General features: G+C 32.6%; 22 protein-coding genes and 1 tRNA gene. 12 read left to right on the plus strand and 11 right to left on the minus strand.

From position 1 onward, the window contains the following. The 3 genes from BM018_RS07770 to BM018_RS02470 form a co-directional block, all read left to right on the plus strand. On the plus strand, positions 1 to 1,250 hold a 1,250-nt coding region (locus tag BM018_RS07770), incomplete at its 5' end, for a hypothetical protein (RefSeq protein WP_159428139.1). Positions 1,251 to 1,253: 3 nt separating this feature from the next. Then, the gene (mutS, locus tag BM018_RS02465; protein ID WP_092318220.1) at positions 1,254 to 3,794 is read left to right on the plus strand and encodes a DNA mismatch repair protein MutS; all 2,541 of its coding nucleotides are present in this window, start codon (positions 1,254 to 1,256) and stop codon (positions 3,792 to 3,794) included. Then, positions 3,791 to 4,492, plus strand: a complete 702-nt coding sequence (locus tag BM018_RS02470; RefSeq protein ID WP_092318223.1) for a winged helix-turn-helix domain-containing protein — start codon at positions 3,791 to 3,793, stop codon at positions 4,490 to 4,492. Before mutS ends, BM018_RS02470 begins: the two co-directional genes overlap by 4 nt. Here the strand turns inward: BM018_RS02470 and BM018_RS02475 are convergent. Both BM018_RS02475 and rny read right to left on the minus strand, forming a co-directional pair. Next, on the minus strand, positions 4,455 to 5,435 hold the full coding sequence (locus tag BM018_RS02475; protein WP_092318226.1) for a hypothetical protein: 981 nt from the start codon (positions 5,433 to 5,435) through the stop codon (positions 4,455 to 4,457). The genes BM018_RS02470 and BM018_RS02475 overlap by 38 nt on opposite strands. 57 nt (positions 5,436 to 5,492) lie before the next feature. Further along, a complete protein-coding gene (gene rny, locus BM018_RS02480; RefSeq protein ID WP_092318229.1) occupies positions 5,493 to 7,040 on the minus strand; it encodes a ribonuclease Y in 1,548 nt (515 codons plus the stop codon). A 230-nt stretch (positions 7,041 to 7,270) separates the two neighbouring features. On the opposite strand from rny, the gene BM018_RS02485 reads away from it, so the two are divergent. Continuing rightward, complete coding sequence (locus tag BM018_RS02485; protein WP_092318232.1) at positions 7,271 to 8,446, plus strand: hypothetical protein; 1,176 nt, start codon at positions 7,271 to 7,273, stop codon at positions 8,444 to 8,446. On the opposite strand, the gene BM018_RS02490 is transcribed toward BM018_RS02485, so the two are convergent. Together BM018_RS02490 and BM018_RS02495 are read right to left on the minus strand one after the other, a co-directional pair. Continuing rightward, positions 8,436 to 9,746 (minus strand): M23 family metallopeptidase, encoded by a 1,311-nt coding sequence (locus tag BM018_RS02490; RefSeq protein ID WP_092318235.1) that lies wholly within the window; start codon positions 9,744 to 9,746, stop codon positions 8,436 to 8,438. The two genes, BM018_RS02485 and BM018_RS02490, sit on opposite strands and share 11 nt — an antisense overlap. 71 nt (positions 9,747 to 9,817) lie before the next feature. Then, the gene (locus BM018_RS02495) at positions 9,818 to 10,321 is read right to left on the minus strand and encodes a hypothetical protein (RefSeq protein WP_092318238.1); all 504 of its coding nucleotides are present in this window, start codon (positions 10,319 to 10,321) and stop codon (positions 9,818 to 9,820) included. Positions 10,322 to 10,520: 199 nt separating this feature from the next. Between BM018_RS02495 and BM018_RS02500 the strand changes: the two genes are divergently transcribed. The 4 genes from BM018_RS02500 (at position 10,521) to BM018_RS02515 (ending at position 13,004) form a co-directional block, all read left to right on the plus strand. Then, a tRNA-Val gene (locus BM018_RS02500) sits at positions 10,521 to 10,594 on the plus strand. 81 nt (positions 10,595 to 10,675) lie between these two features. Continuing rightward, entirely contained in the window at positions 10,676 to 11,140 is a 465-nt protein-coding gene (locus BM018_RS02505) for a deoxycytidylate deaminase (protein WP_092318241.1), read from the plus strand. Between the two features lie 2 nt (positions 11,141 to 11,142). After that, positions 11,143 to 12,009 carry a 4-hydroxy-3-methylbut-2-enyl diphosphate reductase gene (ispH, locus tag BM018_RS02510; RefSeq protein ID WP_092318243.1) on the plus strand — a complete coding sequence of 289 codons (867 nt, stop codon included), beginning with the start codon at positions 11,143 to 11,145 and terminating at the stop codon, positions 12,007 to 12,009. Next, a complete protein-coding gene (locus BM018_RS02515) occupies positions 12,006 to 13,004 on the plus strand; it encodes a polyprenyl synthetase family protein (protein WP_092318246.1) in 999 nt (332 codons plus the stop codon). Before ispH ends, BM018_RS02515 begins: the two co-directional genes overlap by 4 nt. 3 nt (positions 13,005 to 13,007) lie before the next feature. Here the strand turns inward: BM018_RS02515 and BM018_RS07775 are convergent, their stop codons facing one another. Beyond that, positions 13,008 to 13,172, minus strand: a complete 165-nt coding sequence (locus tag BM018_RS07775) for a hypothetical protein (protein ID WP_159428140.1) — start codon at positions 13,170 to 13,172, stop codon at positions 13,008 to 13,010. Positions 13,173 to 13,364: 192 nt separating this feature from the next. Here BM018_RS07775 and BM018_RS02520 point away from each other — a divergent pair, with 192 nt between their 5' ends. Together BM018_RS02520 and rpsU are read left to right on the plus strand one after the other, a co-directional pair. Continuing rightward, complete coding sequence (locus BM018_RS02520; RefSeq protein WP_092318249.1) at positions 13,365 to 13,697, plus strand: HIT domain-containing protein; 333 nt, start codon at positions 13,365 to 13,367, stop codon at positions 13,695 to 13,697. Between the two features lie 15 nt (positions 13,698 to 13,712). Beyond that, the gene (gene rpsU, locus BM018_RS02525; protein ID WP_092318252.1) at positions 13,713 to 13,925 is read left to right on the plus strand and encodes a 30S ribosomal protein S21; all 213 of its coding nucleotides are present in this window, start codon (positions 13,713 to 13,715) and stop codon (positions 13,923 to 13,925) included. A 338-nt stretch (positions 13,926 to 14,263) separates the two neighbouring features. Here the strand turns inward: rpsU and BM018_RS02530 are convergent, their stop codons facing one another. From BM018_RS02530 to BM018_RS02540, 3 genes are all read right to left on the minus strand, one after another. After that, a complete protein-coding gene (locus BM018_RS02530) occupies positions 14,264 to 14,524 on the minus strand; it encodes a gamma-glutamylcyclotransferase (RefSeq protein WP_092318255.1) in 261 nt (86 codons plus the stop codon). 169 nt (positions 14,525 to 14,693) lie between these two features. Continuing rightward, complete coding sequence (locus BM018_RS02535; protein WP_092318258.1) at positions 14,694 to 14,912, minus strand: hypothetical protein; 219 nt, start codon at positions 14,910 to 14,912, stop codon at positions 14,694 to 14,696. Positions 14,913 to 14,944: 32 nt separating this feature from the next. After that, positions 14,945 to 16,474, minus strand: coding sequence for a bifunctional metallophosphatase/5'-nucleotidase (locus BM018_RS02540; RefSeq protein ID WP_092318261.1), 1,530 nt, complete (start codon positions 16,472 to 16,474; stop codon positions 14,945 to 14,947). Between the two features lie 441 nt (positions 16,475 to 16,915). Here BM018_RS02540 and recJ point away from each other — a divergent pair, with 441 nt between their 5' ends. After that, positions 16,916 to 19,147 carry a single-stranded-DNA-specific exonuclease RecJ gene (recJ, locus tag BM018_RS02545; RefSeq protein ID WP_092318264.1) on the plus strand — a complete coding sequence of 744 codons (2,232 nt, stop codon included), beginning with the start codon at positions 16,916 to 16,918 and terminating at the stop codon, positions 19,145 to 19,147. Then, entirely contained in the window at positions 19,148 to 20,305 is a 1,158-nt protein-coding gene (locus tag BM018_RS02550; protein ID WP_092318267.1) for a hypothetical protein, read from the plus strand. On the opposite strand, the gene BM018_RS02555 is transcribed toward BM018_RS02550, so the two are convergent. From BM018_RS02555 to BM018_RS02565, 3 genes are read right to left on the minus strand one after another with little or no spacing between them, the layout of a single operon-like run. Then, positions 20,298 to 21,716 carry an LptF/LptG family permease gene (locus BM018_RS02555; RefSeq protein ID WP_092318270.1) on the minus strand — a complete coding sequence of 473 codons (1,419 nt, stop codon included), beginning with the start codon at positions 21,714 to 21,716 and terminating at the stop codon, positions 20,298 to 20,300. The genes BM018_RS02550 and BM018_RS02555 overlap by 8 nt on opposite strands. 3 nt (positions 21,717 to 21,719) lie before the next feature. Then, positions 21,720 to 23,276, minus strand: coding sequence for an LptF/LptG family permease (locus tag BM018_RS02560; RefSeq protein WP_092318273.1), 1,557 nt, complete (start codon positions 23,274 to 23,276; stop codon positions 21,720 to 21,722). Next, positions 23,277 to 23,843, minus strand: a complete 567-nt coding sequence (locus BM018_RS02565) for a hypothetical protein (RefSeq protein ID WP_092318276.1) — start codon at positions 23,841 to 23,843, stop codon at positions 23,277 to 23,279. Positions 23,844 to 23,852 lie beyond the last annotated feature (9 nt).

Consider the following 23,852-nt stretch of genomic DNA (forward strand, 5'->3'; position numbering starts at 1 on the left):
TGACAAATGCGGTTTCTGAGTTGGCGGTGCGCAATTTGGATCGAACGAACATTATCCCCGTCTACCACACAAACTTGGTGACAAATATCGTGAACGTTGAAACAACAAATACACTGAATAGAATTGTTGTTGAAAGTGTCACTAATATAATGCCTTCATATATTACTAACTACAGAACCAATATCATTAACATTGAGATCACTAATGAATTCAATCAGCCAGTATTGCGGGATTTCACAAATTTAATACCCATTTATCAAACAAATTATCGTACAAATATTGTCAATAGAGAAATAACAAATGCCATACATAATATTGTAACGAAAGATCAAACAAATGTAGTACCAATTTTGATTACAAATTATACAACTAAATTAAAAAATATTCGTATTACAAATACACTAAATGATATAATCCTCACAGAACGAACAAATTTTATACCTATTTATTATACAAATTATCGTACAAATATTATCAATGTTCCGGTTACCAATGCAATGAATGAACTGACAATACGTAGTGTAACAAATTTGACACCAATATATATTACGAATTATCAAGCAAATATTGAAAATGCTATAATTTCAAACAGTATAAACACGGTACAAGTAGATTTTAAAGATACGATAATTACTAATATTATTAATCAAGTAATAACAAATATATTAGATCAAATGATCACAAACCTAGAATCAACAACTAATATTAGTGTGCAGACCAACTATACTGAAGTTTTTGATGAATTTGGAGTATATACAAATATTATTATTATCAGTAATAATACCACAGAAGTTGAGCCATCGCCCATTGCCCTAAGAGATATACCAATAAGAATAGATCCACCGCAAAATGATTTCATTCAAGAACCAGAATATATTACTCCTATTGAAGAACCTCAAATATTAAGTTTTAACCAAGACGTTGCAAAGCTTCAAACAAAGGCAGCATCGTTGGCAGAAAAGGCAGCATCGGTTGCTGGAGGATATAGTTATCCTGAAACAAAAGGCTACGTTGTAAGAATTGCACAGGTAAAAGATGTCACTATAGCTAATATCATTACCAAAGAAATTGCTAAAATAGACCGAAGTATTCCTGTAGGTATTTATTTCAGAGATGATATATATTATGTAGAAGTTCGTAACCTTAAGGATTACGACTCTGCAAAAGAATTATCTCAATTTTTGTATAGGATGGGATACAAAGATACACAAATTTTTGAACGCTTTGAAGTTACAGAATATCAGGAGTAAGCTATGACTCCCATGGAGCAGCAATATTTTTCCATCAAGCAAAACCATCAAGATAAAATTTTGCTCTTTAGGCTTGGAGATTTTTATGAATTATTCCAAGAAGATGCAGAAATAGCATCTCAAATTCTCAATATCGCCATGACAAAACGCCATGGTCGACCTATGTGCGGATTTCCATTTCATGCTTTGGATCAATATGCTTACAAACTTGTAGAAGCCGGGCATAAAGTGGCTATTTGCGAACAAACAGAAGAATCCTCTCAAACAAAAGGTATTGTAAAACGAGAAGTAGTATCTATTTTAACACAAGGAACATGGTCTGAAAATCCCTTACTTGATCAATCTATTAATTCTTTTTTATCTGTTATTGCTTTCGAGCAAGGAATATTAAGTCTAATTTTTGTAGACATTGCAACAGGAGAATTAATTCTACGCACTTTTGAAGGCGAAAATCCTATTTCCTTCTTAAAAGATGAAATCTCACGTTATATGCCTGTTGAAATTATTTGTCCACAAAAATTCCTTGAACTTTTCAGCATCGAAGAGGAGCTAAAAGCAAAACAAAAATCACTTAGGATTATGCCAGAATCATTCTATAGAACAAATACTCTCTTTAATAAATATAAAAGCAAGCATGAAAGTTTCTTTGAGAATTTACACTTAAGTATTGAAAAGGCATTTATAGGTTTATTTTCTTATCTCATAGAAAACCATTTTTCCGAAGAACAAGTGAATCATTTAAGAGTGCCCTTAAAATACTACCAAACAGACACATTATTTATGAATAAAGATACATTAATGCACTTAGAGCTAACCGTAAACAACAAAGATTTATCCCATAAAGGTACTTTATTTTCTATATTAAACAAATGTAAAACAACTGCTGGTTCAAGACGATTGAGAAGATTATTAGCAGCTCCTTCAGCAATACTTGATGTTATTAGAAAAATGCAATCCAGAACAGCCTATTTTATACAATTTGAAAGCAGTAATAATGGTATTTCTGATTTGCTGAAAGGTACAAGTGATTTGGATCGATTGTCTGCCCGACTGATTACTGGAAAAATTCTTCCGCGGGAACTTTTAGCATTGGCAGATACTGTACAGAGAGCTGAAAAATTAAAAGATATCTTGAGGACAGCAGAACCTTTTATTGATTATTTGGCTGGTATACAAAATTTAAAAGATCTGTACAACCAAATTAACGAAACAATTAATCCAGATTGTAGTAATTCTATTGATGGTCAAGTTTTCTTACCTGGAACTAACAGTGAATTAGATGAACTAAAAGAAGTGCTTCACAATGCGAAAAGATTTCTAATAACTCTTCAAACAGAAGAAAAACTAAAAACAGGAATCAGCAGCCTAAAAATTGGATATAACAAAATTTATGGCTACTATATTGAAGTCGGGAAAGCTTCGTCAAAAAACGTTCCATCACACTACAAAAGAAAACAAAGTCTCATCAATACAGAACGTTATACTATTCCAGAACTCGAGAATTTTGAAAACAAAATATTTAACGCTGAAGAATCTGTCCTTAGATTAGAACGCCATCTTTACCAAAATTTAGTAATTAAGTTACAAGATTTCTACTCTAAACTTCTACCTGTTGCAGAATTCATTGCAGAAACTGACCTGCGGTTAGCTCTTGCTACCGTAGCAAAACAAAAATATTATACAGCACCTCTATTAACGGAAGATTTTTCATGGAATATTATTGATGGACGACATCCTGTTATTGAATCGCTTCTGAAAACTGAGCAATTTGTTGCCAATAACACTTATTTAGAAAAAAATAATAGTCATATTCTTATTGTGACAGGTCCAAACATGGCTGGAAAATCGACTTATCTTCGTCAAAACGCACTCTTTGCAGTAATGGCACAAATTGGATCATATATTCCAGCAAGCTCGGCACAGTTAGGAATTGTTGATAAAATTTTCACTCGTATTGGAGCCTCTGATGATTTAGGGTCAGGGCGTTCAACTTTTTTCATGGAAATGCAGGAAGCAGCAGAAATTGTCGTACAAACCACGCCAAAAAGCTTGATCATTATGGATGAATTAGGACGAGGTACTTCCACTTCTGATGGCTTGGCAATTGCATGGGCTGTTTTGGAATATTTCTTATCTAATCCCGATAAAAAAGCTAAAATATTTTTCTCTACACATTATCACGAACTTACAAAATTAGAAAAAAATAAAGGCATTAAAACACTTTGTATGGCTGTACAAGAATACAATAATAAACCTATTTTTCTAAGAAAAGTCATCGAAGGACATGCATCAAAAAGTTATGGTATACACGTTGCAGAAATGGCAGGGCTTAACCAAACAATTGTCACACGAGCTTATAACATCCTGAATTCCCTAGAAGAAGGAACTTTTTTCAATTCGGAAGAAAATGAACTTCCTAATTTATTTACAAGTCTAACTCCTAAAAATTCAAAATTATACGACTTTATACAAAATATCAATCCTAACAAACTTACTCCTTTAGAAGCATTACAATTAATTTTTGAAATTAAGGAATTGTTATGAATTCTAATCATGCTTTACCTACTTTCCATGCGTTAGCTGTTGGTGTACAGCATATTTATCCCCAAATATTTATAGAAACAGCAAAATTTTATAATCATTATGTTTCCATGTCTTCTGTAACTGATCAAATTTTAACGGATCGATATTTTCATACTTTTCTTATTTCTTACAGTCACCCACGATCGTTACATTTATTGTACCAATATCAAATACATTTCCCACAAATGCTATGTTTATTGATAACAGAAAGTCCTGAACAAATATCAGAATTATTGGACAGCTCTCATTTATTTTGGCAGATCGATACTCATACCCCAAAAAGCACAGAATACAGTCTTCACCAAATGTGGAGATGGATCCGTTATACCGGATATAGAAAAATCGGCATTGATGATTCTACAATTTCTGTTGCTGGTGGAACTTTATCCTTAATTAATGAAACTTTTGAAAAAAATAGTATAAAATATTCTCTCACTAATAAGCAAGTTGCAATCTTAAAAATTTTATTGGAATATCGAGGAGAAATTGTATCAAGAAATGTCCTTCTAGATCGTATTTGGTCTTCAGAAAAGTTTGTGACAGATCGCGTCATTGATACTAATATTGTAGCTCTGAGAAAAATGTTCATGGACAATGGTAGAAATCCACAATATTTACAGACTATTTTTGGTCAAGGTTATCGTTTGATATGTGAATGACATATTCATCCAATGCTTTATACAATCTTCGCAAGTCATGCTCCGTATGGTATGGAGAAAAAAATAATATCAAATCATTTGCAATAATGCCTCGCTTACAAAAAAAATTAAAATCTAATGGCTTTTTAGCGATTGCAAATCCATTAAATGAATTTAAGAAATGATGACATACTTTCAGATTTTTCCTTTTCATTTGCTTTTTTAAATATTTAGCACCCTCCATAAATAGAATTGTCTCATAAATTGACAATCTATTCTTATCAACACAATTATTCTGATTTCCAATTAAAACCGTCAATGGTTTTCCAGCAAAAAAATAGCTTAATAAAATCGGATGCTTACAATTAAAATTTAACTGTTGCCTAAAAAAAAATCGATTATATACTACTAGTTTTTTATGAGCATAAAAACGATCTGCATCAAACAGAGAACCATCTTCAAAAATCGGTTCATAAATTAAAAGATCACTATAAGTGTTTTCATAACAATAAGTTACATCAATAAACTCTCTTAACGGCTCTAACATTCGATATATATAGTCACTAGAACAAGCAATACTTATTTTATTAGTATTTTTGATATCGTTTAAAAAACTAAGAACTGCATATATAGGATCACTAAAAAATGAAACTCCATTTTGAGTTAATTCTTCCCAATACCGATAAGCTTTTAATAAAAACTTATTATAACAACATGCATGTCCTATGCCGCTGGACAAAGCATTTTTATATATTTTAGTCAAAACTCTAGGAGTATAACTAAAAGAAATTTCTCCATTTTGTAAATTAAAATCTGTATACTTAAATCCATCAATATCATATAAATAAACACCTTTAATTTTTTTTAATACTAAAGGAATTTGATCATTTGAAATACTCATTTTAGACAAATAAATATGTGTATTATGCTGACTAAATGTTATAGGATCAGGAAAATTAGACATATATTATTCCATAAAAACAACACCCCTTAAAAGGGGGTGTTTTCATTTTTATTTATTCTAACGAGCATACTCTATAACTCTCATTTCACGAATTAGAGTTACTTTTATTTGTCCAGGATATTGCATATTATCTTCTATTTTTTTAGCTATTTCTCGAGCGATAATATATGCACGCTCATCAGGCACAGTTTCTGCTGTTACAAACACCCGTACTTCACGGCCAGCCTGTATTGCGTAGGCTTTTTCAACTCCTTCACAAGAAAGAGATAGCTCTTCTAACTGCTGTAATCGCTTAATATAGTCATCAAAAGATTCTCGTCTAGCTCCCGGTCGAGCAGCAGAAATTGCATCACATAGCATAACTAGAGAACCCTCAATAAAGCGACATTCTTCTTCTCCATGATGACAAGCAATTGCATTAACAATATTTTCAGGCAGACCAAATTTTCTAGCAATTTCCGCTCCTAATAAAGCATGACCACCCTCACCTGTAGATTTAATTGTTTTACCAATATCATGAAGTAGACATGCAATCTTTGCACTTTCAACATCGATCTTTAATTCTCCAGCAAGCATACCAGCAATATTCGCAACTTCTATCGAATGCTTATATACATTTTGACCATAACTGGTGCGATATTTTAATCTACCAATATAAGGATAAATACCTCTAGGAAGATTCACTTTTAAATCTTGACAAGCTTGCTTTCCTGCTTCAACAATATCAATATTAATATCATTTTGAACTTTTGAAACAACTTCCTCGATCCTAGTAGGATGAATGCGACCATCTTGGACTAGCTTCTCCAATGCAATACGTGCAATCTCACGGCGATAAGGATCAAATGAAGAAATAACCACTACTTCAGGAGTATCATCGATAATCAGATCTACTCCTGAAATCGACTCAAATGACCTAATATTACGTCCTTCACGACCTATAATTCTACCTTTCATATCATCACTAGGTAAATTCACAGTAGTAATAAATTTTTCTGTACTTACTTCTACAGCATTACGTTCCAAACTGGTGATAAGAATAGAACGTGCTCTTTGATCAGCTTCTTCACGCGCTTCTTCTTCAATTTTTTGTATTAAGGGCACAGCTTCCGCATGAGCTTCCGAAAGTATTTCATCAATAAGTGACTGCTTTGCATCTGACGCAGTCATACCAGCTACTTTTTCTAAGGATTTGATATGTTCTTGCTTTGCATCTAATAATTCTTTCTGCAATTTTTGAACTTCTTCCTCTTTTTGTAGTAAATGGCGTTCTTTTTTTTCTATACTTTCTGTTTTTTTATCTAAGGTATCTTCTTTTTGAACTAACCGTCGTTGCATTTGCTGTAAATCATTTTGCCGATCTCTATACTCTTTGTCAAACTGCTTACGTTCTTCAAAAATTTTATCTTTTGCTTCAAGTAAAATCTCTTTTTTACGGGATTCCGCTTGTTTTTCAGCATCTTCTAAGAGCTTCTGAACCTTTTGTTCTGCAGAACTGCTTGATCGTTGAGCAATAAAAACACGTACAATATATCCTATTACAATTCCAATTAATGCAACTAAACTTATTGTTATAAAAGAGATACCTGTCACTACTTGTTCCATAGTTTACTCCCATTAGACAGAGATATTCTCTAATTTTCAGTTATAACAGTTTTTTTCTACATTTAAAACTATATCTTATGATTATAGAATAAACTGAGAATTTTGTCAATAAATATTTCTTAAAAAGTCTTATATTTCATTAGACCTTTAAAAAAGTAATTAGGTTCATATTTCTCTTGATTTTTTATGAATTATCGGTAATAATATAAGAACTCATTAAAGGAGAAATTATGCGCTATATAGCTCTTGACGGCACTGGCCACTTTCGAACATTTAAAGGTATCCTAAGTGGCAAAACACCATATGTCCCAGAAAAAATACCTTTAATTGATCCTGACATCCTCTCTGAAAAAGATTTTTTTCTACGTTTTCAAGAACTACTCAATCCTTATTTCGACAATGATCCTCAATTAAAAAATATTCTGCCAAAAATTTCTCCCGATCTAGGTCACCTACAAACAATTGACAATCAATTTGCCTTTTGGCAGCCAAAATATCATTTTTCTGATTTATCATTTTCCTTACTTGCTAATATCCTTGAAGAATATGCGCCCCAATATCTAAAAGGGACGCTTAATCTCATCGGCACTACAACAAATACCGGCTTTTCTTTTTGCCACGCATTTCCCTTGGAACAGAAAAACATTTTTCTCCCCGAAACTGTCCTATCCATACCAGAAAGCAACGAATTAACTAATATTTTTCAAGTTGACACCGACCCAAAAACATGGCATGTAACAAAAAATACTTTTCTGAAACAACTCCCTATTCGATTAGACAGTTCCAACTTTATCATCATTCTAGGCTATATGGGTTTAATTATACATGCTCTTCATGAAACAGAAAAAAAAAGATTACGGTTTTATAACGATCCGGTTGATATTGCTATTCCTGCAGACAATTTAGAATATCTACTAGCGGCATATTATTTATCAATATCACCCTTACCTATTCGCAAAATTATTGCATTATCTTCGGAACACAGAACAGTTCATACATTACTAAGCAGGGGAATATTTAATTTAGATACTATGCAAGATTCTGCATTTTTTCTTTCATTATACCGCTTACTTTTTGAAATTTCACGCGGCTCCATAGAAAAAATCACCTTATGGGCCAAAGAATTAGCTCAAACAAAAACTTTCAAAATTGATGCTAAAAGTTTTGATAAAATGCAACAAGTTTTTCTTTCTAGTTTTATATCAAAAAGAAAATTAACAGATGTCCAAGAAATATTTACCAATTTAGGACTCAATAGTAGTATATTTAGTCAGGCAGCCTATGCTCACTCCAGAGAGACAAGCATTTTTACCTTGTCTTTTGAACCTTATAACAGTCAGATAGAATCCTCAAACAATGCTAAAATCATCAATACTCAAGATATGATTCAATATATCACTCAATGATTAAAGCAGCATCCCACATTGGCTGTAGAAACAATTTTCTAATAGAATCCTTAGAAAGCCATTCTTTAGGATCTACATACATTCCTTGGACAATTACACTCAAATGTAAATGATCACCAGTTGACTGCCCTGTGGTTCCACTAACTGCTATTTGCTGCCCAGCGTTAACTTTATCTCCAGGCTTAGTTGAAATTTTTTCATTGTGAGCATAAAAAGTATAAACACCGAGTCCATGATCAAGCACTATTGTTTTTCCGTTTCCTCGGTTCCAATCTGCATACACTACTGTACCATCTAACAAAGCATAAACTGGACTGTTCTTAGTAGAAGCCATATCCTTTCCTCGGTGTGTAGAACTGCGGACCTGTTTATTTCTGAAAAAATAATTTCTCTTATCTCCATATCCAGCTGTCACCACATAATTACGGAAAGGTAATGCATGATTCGAAAACATATCAATATCTGATATTTTATATTTTATATTTTCTTGAAATGTTTTTCTCGTACCATTCCAACGGTCAAAACTTTTTTGCTTTGCCAATACAGCATTGATTGCAACAATATTCCCTTCCAATTTTTTTGCTTCTTCTTCCGGCAAATTCAATTCTTTAGCCTTCTGCTGACCATAATTTTCTGGAAGTATAATCTTTTTTTGAACATAAGTACGCTTTTTTGCGCGAATATCAGGTATCAAAACATTGGTATTACCTGCTTTATCCATCACAAAAAGCGAATTATTACTCCAATCAGAGGAATTATCTGAGTACCAGGGAAATAAAATAATATAATACCCATCTTTCTTGAAAATATTCGGATAAAATTCTGTATTATTTTCATCAATAAATGCAAGCATTGCTAAATTCGATACTGGTTCACTTTTAACAACCATCAAGCCCGATCCACCATGAGTAACTGTCTCTGATAAAGAAATAATTTCTAATTTTGGAATATTTGTCTGCCATATTACTTTAATTTGACGCACATTAAAAGGCCATTTTTTTTGTCGATTACTTACCTTTAAATAAGCTCGAGGTGAAAGATTTGTTAGTCCTACAATAGGACTAAATGTAATGTTTTTTTGATCAGCATTCGTACCACTAGATTTTACAAAAGGAATTTCTTCTTCACCATTAACCAACACAAAAGTATAAAGAGACGCACTGTCATTGTCAAGTGATAAAGGTGTTTTACCATTCCAATCAAAAGTTTTAATTTTTGCCAACTTATCAAGAGTTATATTAACATTATAAGAAAAAATTAATTGTGGTATCATTAGCCACAACAAAAAATATTTTTTCATTTCTAGATCCTGTGTATATAAGCAAAAAGACTGTAATTATAAAATTACAGTCTTGATTATTACTTTTATTTTTATTGACGAATGGCAAAAATTGCTGCTTTTTCAATATCCCAATCAATATTTTCAATACGATACATATTTAATTCCCATGAATATTTTGTTTCATCAGAGCTAAACTGTCGTACTTTTGAATAATCAGGATCTTTTAATCCTGCACTTAATAACTGATTCCCGGATAAAATCAGTCCATGATATGTAACCATACTTCTATTATATTCAGGTAAAGGAGTTTCTGCTTTATAAATTGCTCTATAATCAGCAGTAGCACTATGTAATATATAAGAAATATCTCCCACTTTAAAACTGCCATCCTCAGCAATAGAAATCATTTCATCCAGCACTTTTGACTTGTAAGTACCTTGAATATTAGTTAAAAAATTTTCCGTATAAGGATTAACCTGAGGAGTCGGTAAACTTTTGAACATAACCGCTTCAGGAGAATCTGCTTTCTGTGTAGTACACGCAGCTATAGCTACACAAAAACATAAAAAAACTATTTTCCGAATGTGTGCCATTATATAAACCTCCAAATTTTCTTATACTTTATTATAGAAAACATATTTAATATATCATAATATATTATCTTGCAAATGTCAACTATTTAAAAACATTAATTTATAAGATACATTATTATCGAATTTTGTTTCAGAAAAATTAAATTATTTTTACTTGATTTATCTTTCTACTCATGGTATAATAGATTTGATTATTTTAGGGTGATTAGCTCAGTTGGTTAGAGCACCTGCTCGACACGCAGGGGGTCAATGGTTCAAATCCGTTATCGCCCAATTTTTATTATTTAAAATATAGTAATTTTTTCTGATATAAAATTCCATTTCAAGTATTTTAATATTAAAAACGGTAGCAAAATGAAATCCAGACATCTCTATTTTATGAATCATGCTCGAGTTACTGCTACAGCATCTTCCTGTACTTATTTTCAGGTAGGATCTGTAATTGTCAAAAATGATCGTATTATTTCACACGGCTACAATGGCACACCTAAAGGATTTCCAGAAGATTGTCCTGATTATTTTTGCGGTGATCCTGCACAACGCGAAGAACATCATAAATTTTCCGAAAGAACCACCATTCACAGCGAAATGAATGCTCTACTTTGGGCAGCTCGTACTGGTATTTCCGTGGAAAACGCATCCCTATATGTTACATTAGAACCTTGCCATAATTGCGTTAAAGCCTGTGTTGCGGCGGGTATTATTCATATTATATATGATGAACCTTATGACAAATATCTGCCTTATTCACAGGAATTTTGCCAAAAATCCGGGGTGGAATTAATTTCGCTCGAAGAATTACTAAAAAAAGAGGCCTAATAATGAAAGTGATTATTCCTAAAACATCTGGTTTTTGTCCTGGTGTCCGGCGCGCTGAAAAAGGGGTACTTAAACTTAAAGAAACACATACAGAAGTTCATCTCCATGGCCCACTTATTCATAATCAAAGCTATATAGAAAGGCTGGAATCATTAGATATCAAAGCTGTTGATACAGAAACTTTACCGGAAAATTCAACTTTAGTCATTCGCACACATGGCATTCCTCGCGGCGAAGAAATGTTATTGATGAAAAAATTCCACTTGGAAGATATGACATGCCCTATTGTCAAACGCGTGCAGAAACATGTGGAAAAAGCAAGTCAGGAACAAGCTTTTGTTATTATCTCAGGAAAAGAAAATCATGCAGAAGTCCAAGGTGTAAAGAGTTACGCGGATCATGCTGTTGTGATTCAAAATAAAGAAGAATTAGCAGCCTTTCTTGCTAATGGTGACCATGCTATTCCGCCGGACACGAAAAAAATTTTTATTTTATCACAAACTACACATTCGCGTTCTTTTTTTGAATATTTATACCAGCAAGTGACTGAATTTTTTAAGGATAGATTTCCTATTGAAATAAAAGATACTATTTGCCCAATTACAGAAGATAAAGAAAAAGAATCACTAATTTTGCAAAAGGATTCGGATTTTACTATTGTAATTGGCGACCCTCACAGCTCCAATTCAAAAAAACTATATACTATTCTCAAAGAAGCAGACAACAACACTATTTTTGTTAGAAATCTGGACGACTTAAACAACCAAAAAACAGACTGGCAAAATATCAACACTGTATTAGTGGTATCTTCGACTTCAACACCTCAGTTTATCGAACAAGAAATTGTTCGATACCTGGAAGCATTATGACTTGGCAACAATTTTCCGATAATGGACGCCCTTTAATCAAAAAAAACATCGAATATCAATGTAGTTCTCTAGAACAACTGCCCGTACCTAATGCTCGGCTATTTGCAATGCGTTTACTAGATTATACCTGCAAAGGAAAATTACTTCGCGCTAATTTTTTACGCCTCAGCGCATTAACGTTTTGTGATTCAGCTTCTGAAGACACTTTAAATATGGTAGGAGGATGCCTTGAATTAGCACAGTCAGCCTTTTTAGTACACGATGATATTATTGATCAGGATGCAATCAGACGAAATGCTCCCGCTATGCACAAACTTTTTGAAGAAGATATCAAGTCACAAACCCAAAATTATGGGGAAGCTCAAGCTATTTGCATGGGAGATATGGTCTTAACACATTTATTTTGTTTTTTATCAGAATATCCAGAATTAATCCGGCTTTTTTCAAAAACACTAACACTAACAGCATTAGGTCAAGCACAGGAAATACAATGGGGGGCACAAAATCAAGAAATTTCGCTAGATCAAATTTACCAAATTATCAAATATAAAACTGCTCATTATACTTTCGTCTTGCCATTTTTATCAGGCCTGATTCTAAGTGGAACTGCTAGTGATCAAAAAAGCATTTTATTAACCAAATTAGGAATAATTATGGGTTATATTTTTCAAATCAGAGATGATGAACTAAATTTGCTAGCTCCTTCAGAATTAAATAAAAGCGCTGGCAGTGATATCATTGAAAATAAAAAAACTTTATGCCGTTATGAGTTAATTAAGGAATTTCCAGAAGCTGTAGATTTATTCGGGTATCCAGAAAAAATTACAGAAGTGCAGAAACTATATAAAAACAGTAGAGCTAAAAAAATAATACAAAATTATATTTTACAATTCGTTGCAGAAGCAAAAAATATATTTGAATATCTAGAAATAAAAAAAGAATGGCATCCTATATGGGAAGAATTATTAAATTCACTATATGAACGCCAATTATAAATATTAATCGTCAAAATCTTCTAGATCGGAAAGATCATCATCGTCTTCATCTAAATCATCCCAATCTTCTTCAAGATCATTATCACCTAAGTCGTCCCATTCAGGATCGTCATCATCCTCAAGATGATCCCAACTTAATTCATCGTCATCAAAGCTATTCTTCAGCATAAGAAATATGCCCCCTTATTAGAATTTACAATATTATTAAAGAAATATCATATCTTGTCAAGCTTTTTAAAAAATAATTCGTTAAAAAGCCGCTTCTTAAAAATATACAAAAAAATAAAAGTTTTCAACAAAATTATTGATTTTTTCATAAAAATAAATTATTATATAGATATTTGTTTCGTGGAGGAGGTGATGAGTTGTATTTTTTGCCGTATTGTTAAGGGTGAAGTTCCTGCGGAAAAGATATTCGAAAATAAGAAAATACTTGCATTTAAAGATATCAATCCCATGGCAAAGACACATATTATTGTGATTCCAAAAGAATGTCATTCAAATTTTCACGATATACAAGATGACCTTCTTACCCAAATATTTCAAGCAATTCGGATTATTGTTAAAGAACAAGATTTAATTCAAAATGGATATAGGCTTATAAACAATACAGGCAAGTATGCTGGTCAGAGTATATTTCATACTCATATTCACATTTTAGGTGGAGAGCAGCTCACTCACTCATTTAACTAAAAATAAGGAGAAATTATGTTATTTGTTGAAGTAAGGGATGGAGAATCTATCGAATCTGCTATTAAACGTTTTAAAAAAGAAGTAGAAAAAGATGGAATTTTAACTGCAGAAAAAAAACATCGTTTTTATGAAAAACCATCTGAAACTCGAAAACGAAAAAAAGCTGTTGTACAAAGAAAAATCGAAAAAAAAGTACGTAAGATGAAACAAATGGAACGTTATACTTAATTAAAAATAACTATTTAAAATATTAAAGTTATTATTAGGTATATTAAAATTTTTGATATTGTGGTTAGTAATTTTTCTTTTTTTGAATTGAGAAATATGATTTTAGATTTTGTAATAACAAAAATCATTTTTCTACTAATCCTAAGTAGGAAATTTTAAACTGATAATATATTATTAGAATCTTTTGCGATTCTTTATATTATAATATATTATCGGTTATTTTATTAAATTTACCATAATTCGCGAATTTTTTGTTAAATCTTTTCTATTTTTCCATATATTTTTTCCAATCGCCATTAGGTATAAAATAAGTTGTGATTAATCGGCTTCAGAATTTTTTACATTAAAAAATATACAGATAATTGTTCTTTTTGATCAGTATCGATATTCAAAACATCTACTTTCTTTCTATCATATTCGTTAGAAATTATCCCATCTCCATAAAAACACTCAAGATCATCAAGAATTTTCAAAATTTCTTCATAATTTCCTTGAATAGCCATAATTTCACCATAAACATCATTTGTGCCTTCTAACAAGGCAGGATAACCCCTATCGGCTATATGAAATAATTTACCTTGAACGATGCCAGGTGTTATGTGATATTTTTCCTTTCAAATATTTTTCATATTCTCAAAACCTTCTCTTAAAGAGCCATATGCAAAAAATACGACGCACTCTCCATTGCTTCGCTGAAATTATCAATCTTAGACCTACTAAAAACACAATACATATTATACACTTAAGCCTCCTAATTAAATAATATTTTTATATTTGAGAATCATTTGGAAACCAAATTTTATATTCTCGTTTTGCGGCTTCTGAAGTCCAATCTTGAGGAATAAGGGCCCAATTATTGAACAATGGTACATTAATTGTTTGATTTTCCTCAAAATATTTTTCCAAATATTGACGAATATTTGTTTTCGATGTAGCAAGTATACGTTTAGGAATTTCGGCTTTAGGAACCTCTGCCCCTATTGTCATTGCAGGACCTAATACTAAAAATGAATTTGCAATTATTTTATATTTTTTGTTATTATCAAAAGTTGTCCATTAGAAAGTTTTTCAATAGTTACTCTGTCGCCGGGATTATTGCGTAAATCTATCGTAAAATCTAATCCTGCAAGATTATCAAAATAAATAAATGGTTTTTTAAGAACATAGACACCACCCCGATGATCAGGAATCATTTGACCTTTTGAATTAAAGATATAGTCCAATAAATATGAATCAGGACCAGTCATTGTATTAAACCAACCATGAAAAAAATATTCTAACATTTTTTTAATTTCTGATCCTTTTAGTTCGACAATAGCAGGCCAATTATCATAGTAATAGATGCCAAATAAATCTCTAAAAACAACATTAGTAGAAATATCAGAAAGCGAGAAGGGACCAGCAATAGAAAAATCAACAGGCATTCCTAATTCTTTTTGAACAATATTATATTGCAGTTGATGTATAAAATCGACAAATTCAGAGGGTCCAAAAAGCGATTTTTTTGAAGAAATAGGTTGTGATAAAGTGCCAATAGGTTGCGCTAAAACATTTGTTGCTTCTGTAAATTCATTTTTAAAATGAGTCAAAAATTGTTGATCAGCAGGTTTATTTTTGTTTTCAAATGCAATAATTGACCCTTTTGCTTGACCCAAACTCCATTTTCCGTTCACTTTTTTTATCGGAATCTGGACTTGAGATGCCGTTTTTACAGCATTAGCACCACCAAGCACAACAACCGGTTTTCCAGAAGGAGATATCACATTAGTCAAATGAGTAAGATGGTCATGGCCTTTAAAAATAATATCAAAACCGTCGACATTTAAAGCTGTATACAAGGAAACATTTTCACCCATATATTCTCGTTTTTCGGTACCTAACCCTGAATGAAACAAACCAACAATTAAGTCAGGATTTTCGTTTTCACGGATAATAGGAATCCATTTTTCCGAACTTTCGACAATATCTTCAAATTCAATACGATCCCATAGATATTCAGGAATAGAATGAGTCAACGAAGGAGTAACCATACCTAATACCGCTATTTTTACACCTCTACGGTTAATTATTGTATAGGGTGGGAAATAAGGGTTTTTTGTTGTCTTATCAATGGCATTGGCAGCCATAAAAGGAAATTCCATCTCTTTAACGACTTTATCATAAACAGGATGCCCTCTTTCAATATCATGATTTCCAACTGCCATGCTATCCAGCTTCAAATAGTTCAAGACAGCTGCTCCAACATTTGGACCTTCACGCATTTCAGTGAAGTAGTAAATAACAGAATCTCCTTGATAGAAATCTCCACCATCTAAGTAGATAACTTCATTTTTTTTATTCTTTCGAAGATCATTCAACAGATAGGAAACTTGTGCCAGTGAGTGATCAACCGGTTCATTCTTTATGCCATCATAAGGAAATAAAGATCCATGAATATCGGTTGTTGAAAATAAAACTAAATTAAATGAATCTTCTGATTTTTTATGTACGGCAAATATTGTAATTCCCAATACAGCCGCAGAAAGAATTAATATATTAACCTTTTTCACAATTTCCTTCTAAAAATAGTAAATCTAGATAGAGCATAAATTATATTTTAAAAAAATAAAAATTTTTGCAAGTTTAGTATTAGGTCATTAAAAATTTATTCTATATCAAAGCCTTTTCTTATTTAATATCTTTTTATTATGCTTGAAATATTCAAGTCTACAAATATATAATTTCTATCAAATCTGTATTCTAAGTATCTGCTTCTATTAATTTACATATTTCCTAATTAATATATTCATTGATATTTTTGTAATTGAATAGGTACTATAATTCTTTATTTTTTAATATATTAGTCATATCATATTATTTTCCAGCTTAACAGGGAATTTTTTAAGTTTGAAATATATTGATTTTTATAGAAAACTATGTTAGAATATCTATATTTTATATAATATTTAAGTTAATAATAGAGTTAATAAAATTGAAGGACTAGGCAATTCATGAGTTTTTTTGAATGGAACCTTCGTCGCTCTGACGTTCCTTTACGTCGAGAGGTGAGAAATTCTTTTAATCTTCCAGACTTCATTTTGAACATCGTTAAGAATAGAGGTATTGCTTCATATCAGGCAATGATGGAATACGCTTATCCGCAAGCCATTTCGCTACCCAGTCCGTTTTTTATGGGAGACATGGATAAAGCTATATGCCGTATTAATGAAGCAATAGAAAAAAAAGAAAAAATTCTTATTTTTGGAGATAAAGACGCTGATGGTGTTACGTCTACGGCGATTATGCATAGAATTTTATCGCGATTTGGTGCTCAAGTAGAATTTCGAGTCCCAGAAGGTGTTGATCACTATGGATTATCACGAGAAGCAATAATTGATGCATATAATGAAGGCGTTACGCTTATTATTACCGTCGACTGCGGAATTACCGCAGTCGACGAAGCAAAACTTGCTAAGGAACAGGGTTTAGATTTAATTATCACTGATCATCATGAACCCCTTGAAGAGTTACCTGAAGCTGTTGCACTTATTAATCCCAAGCTTAATAACTATCCTTTTCCTTTTTTATCTGGAGCTGGTGTAGCGCTGAAAACCGCGCAAGCTCTAGCAGAATCACGTATTCTCCCTGATTGGTATGATCAAGAATATGTTTTTTTCGATATAGAAACAACAGGTTTAGATCCGGAAAACGATGAAATCACAGAAATTGCCGCAATTATTGTAAAAAATGGTGTAGAAATTGCCAGTTTTCAGACTTTGGTTAAAATTACTGGCACGATCTCTAAGGAAATTTCGCAAATCACCAATATTACACAGGAAATGCTCGATCAGCAGGGATTAGAAAGAGATGTTGCATTACAAAAATTTTTAGATTTTATCGGTGATAAAACATTAGCCGGACAAAATATTATTAATTTTGATATTAAATTTATTAATGCACAACTCAAAAAAGGGTTAAAAAAAACGATTTCTAATCATGCTATTGATACACTAAATTTAGCACGATCTCTTTTTAAATCTCTCAAATCATATAAATTATCTGACATTGGAGAGCATTTAGGAATTTATACAGATCCTAACGCTTTACATAGAGCATTAGTAGACGTCCGCCTAAACGCTGAAGTTTTTCGACGCATGACTCTTAAACGTTCTGAACCATTGATGCAATTACTATGTGAGTTGTTTCCGTTAGCCGCAGTAGGTACGGTAGCAGACATTATGCCTTTACAGGATGAAAATCGCACTATCGTTCGAGTTGGCATCGAAAATATAAAACAAGCATCAACCGGATTAATTGCACTAATACGAAGACTCAATATCTTAGAAAATCTAGATGCTCGGTCTATTGGCTGGACTTTAGGGCCTGTGCTTAATTCGCCCGGACGTCTTGGAGAAGCTAGTCTTGTTGTTTCATTGCTCATCACAAATAATATAAACAAAGCTAATGAACTTTCCGAACAGTTACTGTTGAAAGATAACGAACGAAAAAATTTAGTATCTTCATTAGAAGAAGAAATAATTTCTTGTATTAATGTCAATGAAGTACAAAATGATAAACATATCCTTATTATTTCAAATAATATTCCTAGAGGAATTACTGGATTAATTGCTACACGGTTAGCTAACCAATTCCAAGTGCCAGTTATTATTGTTGCACGTTCAGAAGACGGACAAGCAGCAGGTTCCATACGAGCAACAGGTACCTTTGATGTTGTTGCTTTTCTTCAATTTTTATCACCTATGCTCACCCAATTCGGTGGACATAAAGCAGCAGGAGGGTTTGTGCTTGGAGAAGAACATTTATCTTCTTTGAAGGACCAAATTATTCAATATATGAAAACATGGTCATCAGAAACTCTGAGGAATACTATTGAAATTGATGTTGATTTAAATGATTTTTCGATGCTAAGCATCAAAAATATCAATTACATGCATTCACTACTTAATCCTATTGGTAGCAAAAATCCAGCACCAAATTTCCTTGTGCGCGATGCCCAACTAATCGAAGCTAAGCCTATAGGTCGCAATAAAGAACATCTTATTTTTACTTTTCTTAAAGGTAAAACAGAATTCAAAACCATAGCTTGGAGTTTTGCTGAACGCTGGAATCAAATACAACATCATCAAATATTTGATATCGTTGGTATTCCTGAAATAAACATATGGAACGATATCGAAGAGGTACGATTACAGCTTGTAGATATATCTCCTAAAGGAGAATAAATGTTTCATCAAAAAGGAAACACCAAAGCTATTTCGTTTTTAAAAAGTCTTGCACAACATGATACTCAAAGCAGAACTATTCTTCTTTTAGGGGCTAATGGTTGGGGCAAATTCTCAGCAGCACTAGATTTTGCTGGGTTTGTGCTACAAGAAAATCCACTATATAGCAGTAATTTTTTTTATTTTCGAAACGACCAGTTTCAACTTAAAACTTCATTTTTCCTAAAAAAAATGCCTGATTCATCTCTTGCATGGAACTGGCTCAATATACTGCAGCACCGGTTGATGATTGCCCATACTCTGAATGAAAATCTAACCCTACCCACAAATATTAAGCTAAACACTATTAAAGAAAACCTACAATATATATTAACAAAAAAAATCTTTCCGGATCCGCCGCTTATAGAAAAGCTCATCTTAACTGCTCAAGCGTTAGATAAAAAAAAAGGAATACCGATTGATCTCATCAGAGAAGCATTACAATTTCATTCTATTCGAAGTTATGGACGTATCAGTCTTTTAGGAGATTTTCATACGGCTGATGAAACCACTCAAAATGCTGCATTAAAAATGTTAGAAGAACCTCCTGCTAAACATTGGATCATCCTGACTGCTGCTAATATAGGTAGTATTCTGCCGACGATTTTATCACGCTCTATCGTTATTTCATTCAAGAAACCACTACAGAATGATCTAGCAGATCTTCCAGATAATCATTTTTTTACTAACTCTACTCATGACATCATGAATGAGCATTTTTTTCAAACTTCTTCACTAAAAAAAGCATTAATTCAAGAATTTTTCGAAGCATGTGTAATAAATATTGACAAGAGCATTCAATTTTTACTTTTTGCTGAAAAACTGGAGAAACAAAAATACACGCAATTTTTGATAGAAGAATTGGAATTATGTATACGTGACAGCTTGATTTTAAGGCAAGGAAAACTACGCAATAAAGTATTATTACTACTAAAACCTGAATATCAAAAACTCACAGAAAATCTGGCAAAAGGTTCAACTGCCGAACTAGAAGAATTGATGAGAAAAATTTCCGCCATTAAAAAACAAATCAGCCGTTCTGTTATTAAAAGTGATACCATTCTTCCTAACTTTTTCTTGGATATGGGACGATCTATCAGAATTTTTCAAACTAGGTAGTAGTACGTGCATAAAGAATAAATGCTAAAATTCCAAAAATAATACTACCAGCAAAACCTCCAACCCAGGGGGTTACATTACCACGCCCCGCAAGCCCTAAAAAAGATGTATACATCAAATAATAAACAATAAAAATAGCCATACTAATTGCACTGTTAATGGGGACGGAAACAGTTTTAGAAGCCATATTAACAATTCCAATGCCCACCATAACAACAAAAATCAACCCCAAAGGATAAGCATCTTTAGCATAATATTTTGTGAGATCAGCATGATAAGAACGTCCTGACTGTTTTAATTTGTAAATATGACGCGACCCTTCATCGATAGTCATAGCTTCGATGGGATACCAATTGCGTTCGAAAAACCAATAAGGATCAACTAAATTACTGAGCACTTCATAATCAACTTTTCTAGTCTCAAAATGCTTACCTCCATCGGAAATGGTTCGTATTGTCCCATTAGAAACAGCCCAAGCATGATCCTTTTCGCTCCAATACAGTCGTTCGGCATCGACACGCATCACAAAACTCATACGGTCATCGACACGGAGTTCTTTTAGCGATTCCCATAACATTTTATTAGTAAAAATCCATTCTGTATTTTCATCGACCGGAAGAAAAGGAGTAGTTTTCACCTGCTCAGGATCAGCATATTGTACAATAGTAGCTTTATCGATGAAACGCTGGGTAGCATCATAAAACTCCCCCAGATAAAGTAAATTATCCGCGCCAAAAATAGTGAAATTAGAATTATTTTTCAACCAATCCAACTCCCCAAGCGACGCTTGGTTAAGCGCAACCCGTCTATAAATGAAAGATTTCTGATAGGTAGGCAAAATAAAATTGTTCATTAAAAACCCGACAATCGACAAATAATACAAAGTAGAAAACAGTATCATATAGAACGACAGTCGAAATACACTAGTACCTGAACTGACCATCGCAACCATTTCACGAGAGGCTGCCAGCTTGCTCAACACAAAAACAGTAGCAAATAAAAACCCAAATGGCTGTAAAATAAACGTCCAATAAGGCACCGTAGCCCAATAGTGAAGAGTAAGCATTTCTTTGTTAACATCATCAGGCAACCCGCGCATATCCTGAAAAATCTGAGCCATCTCATAAATTGATACGAACAAAACAACAGCACCAATAAGTGCTTGAAAGAACTGAGTCATAATATAGGAATCAAGCTTATTCCAACGCAAGGTACGAAGATTTTTAACAAAATTTTCTTTATTAAAAAAAGAAATAAATCCATCTTTAGTGTATTTCAGAAAATAAAAAACATCACGTAAAATTTCTATAATTTTTTCTTTCAATGAAGTAAAACTACTTTCCTGAAATTTCCGTATGATCCATCCAAACAGGGAAGAAAAAAAATGAGCAATTTTACCAAAAATAAACACACCTTACTCCAATATTTTCCTTGTATAAACAATTAAAGCAACAATTCCAAATAAAACAGTCGGCATCCAAATCGTGCCCGGAGTAAGAATATTTCGTGTTATCATATTTTCAGCTCCTGACTTGAGGCCATAAAAAATCAAAACAACAACCAAACTTAAGCTCAAACCTTCACCACGCCCACTGCGCGCTGAAAACATTCCTAAAGGCAAGCATAACACCGCAAAAACAAATGCCGAAACTGGGAACATAAATTTTTCATAAAGACGCATCTGATCAATATTAGGAAGCTTAGCACGTGCAGCAAGATAGCGACTATTCATATTCTGCTTTTCGGTGAAAATACGATTCTTCTGCATAGCAATAAAACGCTGTGTTTGAAGTTTATCTTCTGGATCTTCAGCATAAAAATCAAATAAAAAAGGCAGCCAACGAACATAAAATGCTAATTTATCAATTACTATTTTATTAGTTTTAGCAGTTTCAAATTCTTTTTTATGCTGGATATTTTGCGGTAAAGTTTCAATACTATTTTTAAGCTCCCGATAGGAAAGAGTTTCCGGACCCCTAAAATATCCATCACCCGGCAACCAAACATAATTATTCATGCTCATCGCACCAAAAGATGATAAATAAAATTCTTCTTTTTTTTGTATTATAGTTTGCTGGGGTGCATTGGTTTCTAAAGTTTTTGCACTAAGGGGCTCTTGAATTACTCCATCGATGCGTTCTGGTAAAGGATCAGCCAGTTCTTTCCCTATATCGAGTGGAGCTTCGATAATAATTGGAGTATGTGGAATTTCCTCTTCCATCGAAGCTTCGGGAATGGTATTTGCATCAGGATTAACAAACGTTTCAACATTAGAAATTGTTAACTGATTCATATCTCCTTCCAAAAACCGCATAATGTAATGCTCAGGATTGTCAGGATTAACATAAATGCGAGCTTGCTTTGCACGAATCGTCCGCCGATTTTTAACATCCACAGCATATACGGTATGAAGAATATCATCACCGCCAACCACAGAAGAATTACTTTCAAAACTGATCTGAACATCTCCAATATTAAGAAAAACATTATCTAACAGTTGTACTACTGGTTTCTGTGCAAGAATTTTTGCCTTAAGCTGAAGGAAATATGCATTTGACGGCGCTTCGACATAATTTTTGAAGTTGTAAGAAATCAGCATCGTCATTATCCCAAAAACTGTACCAGGCCACATAATACGAAAATGAGAAATGCCACAAGCCCTCATGGAAACAATTTCACTATCTTGGGACAGCTTACCGAAAAGCAAAAGATAAGCAGGCAATACAGCAAAAGGTACAGAAAATGACACTAAAAACGGAATCAATGCACCCATCATACTCAAAACTTGTTGTAACGGAACATTTTGTTCGAAATAATAGCGCATAATATAATAAAGTTCATTGATCATTGTGATCGAAGAAAAAAATGACAACCCAATCAAATAATTACTAAATAACTGAGTATAAAAATATCGATCCAATACTGTATAAAAATTGGTATATAAAAAATGCTTAATAAAATTAATAATCATTTATCCAAAATACACAGAAAGCTGGCTGAAAAAAGTAATAAGCGTAGCTATTCCCCAAGACAAAACTAATATAATAGGCAGAAAACTCAAAACAAGTGTTTTGGAAAAACCGATATTAAATGCCTTTTGTAGGACCAATAATTTAATCAAGCCGGACCATACTGCTACTATAGAATGGAAGATAACATCTAAAGAAAATTGAGGAAACAACATATCGATCATCACAACAGGCAAAAATATCAGCAAAACGATATCAGATGCAAAATACAATCCCCAAAATTCTTTGAAATTGATTATTTTACCCTGTAGTGCTACAAATGATAAAATAATGCTAAAACAAATAAATGAAGCGATATAATAAGGAATCATCGCAATAAAAACAACATAAAGCTGAGCTCCTTGCTGCATCATTTTGGCTAAGATAAAAGAAAAACGTGAAAGCAAAGATGTAATAAATCCAAATAATAATAAATTATGCGAAAAGTGGTCGGTAAGAAGATTTAAAGTTTTTTTAGGTGCATAAAAAAAACCGACGCTTAACGAAAGAAATTGCCACCAATTTTTCATAAGGTTCTC

The sequence above is a fragment of the Brevinema andersonii genome (genome assembly GCF_900112165.1).
In the GTDB taxonomy this organism is placed as follows: Bacteria; Spirochaetota; Brevinematia; order Brevinematales; family Brevinemataceae; genus Brevinema; species Brevinema andersonii.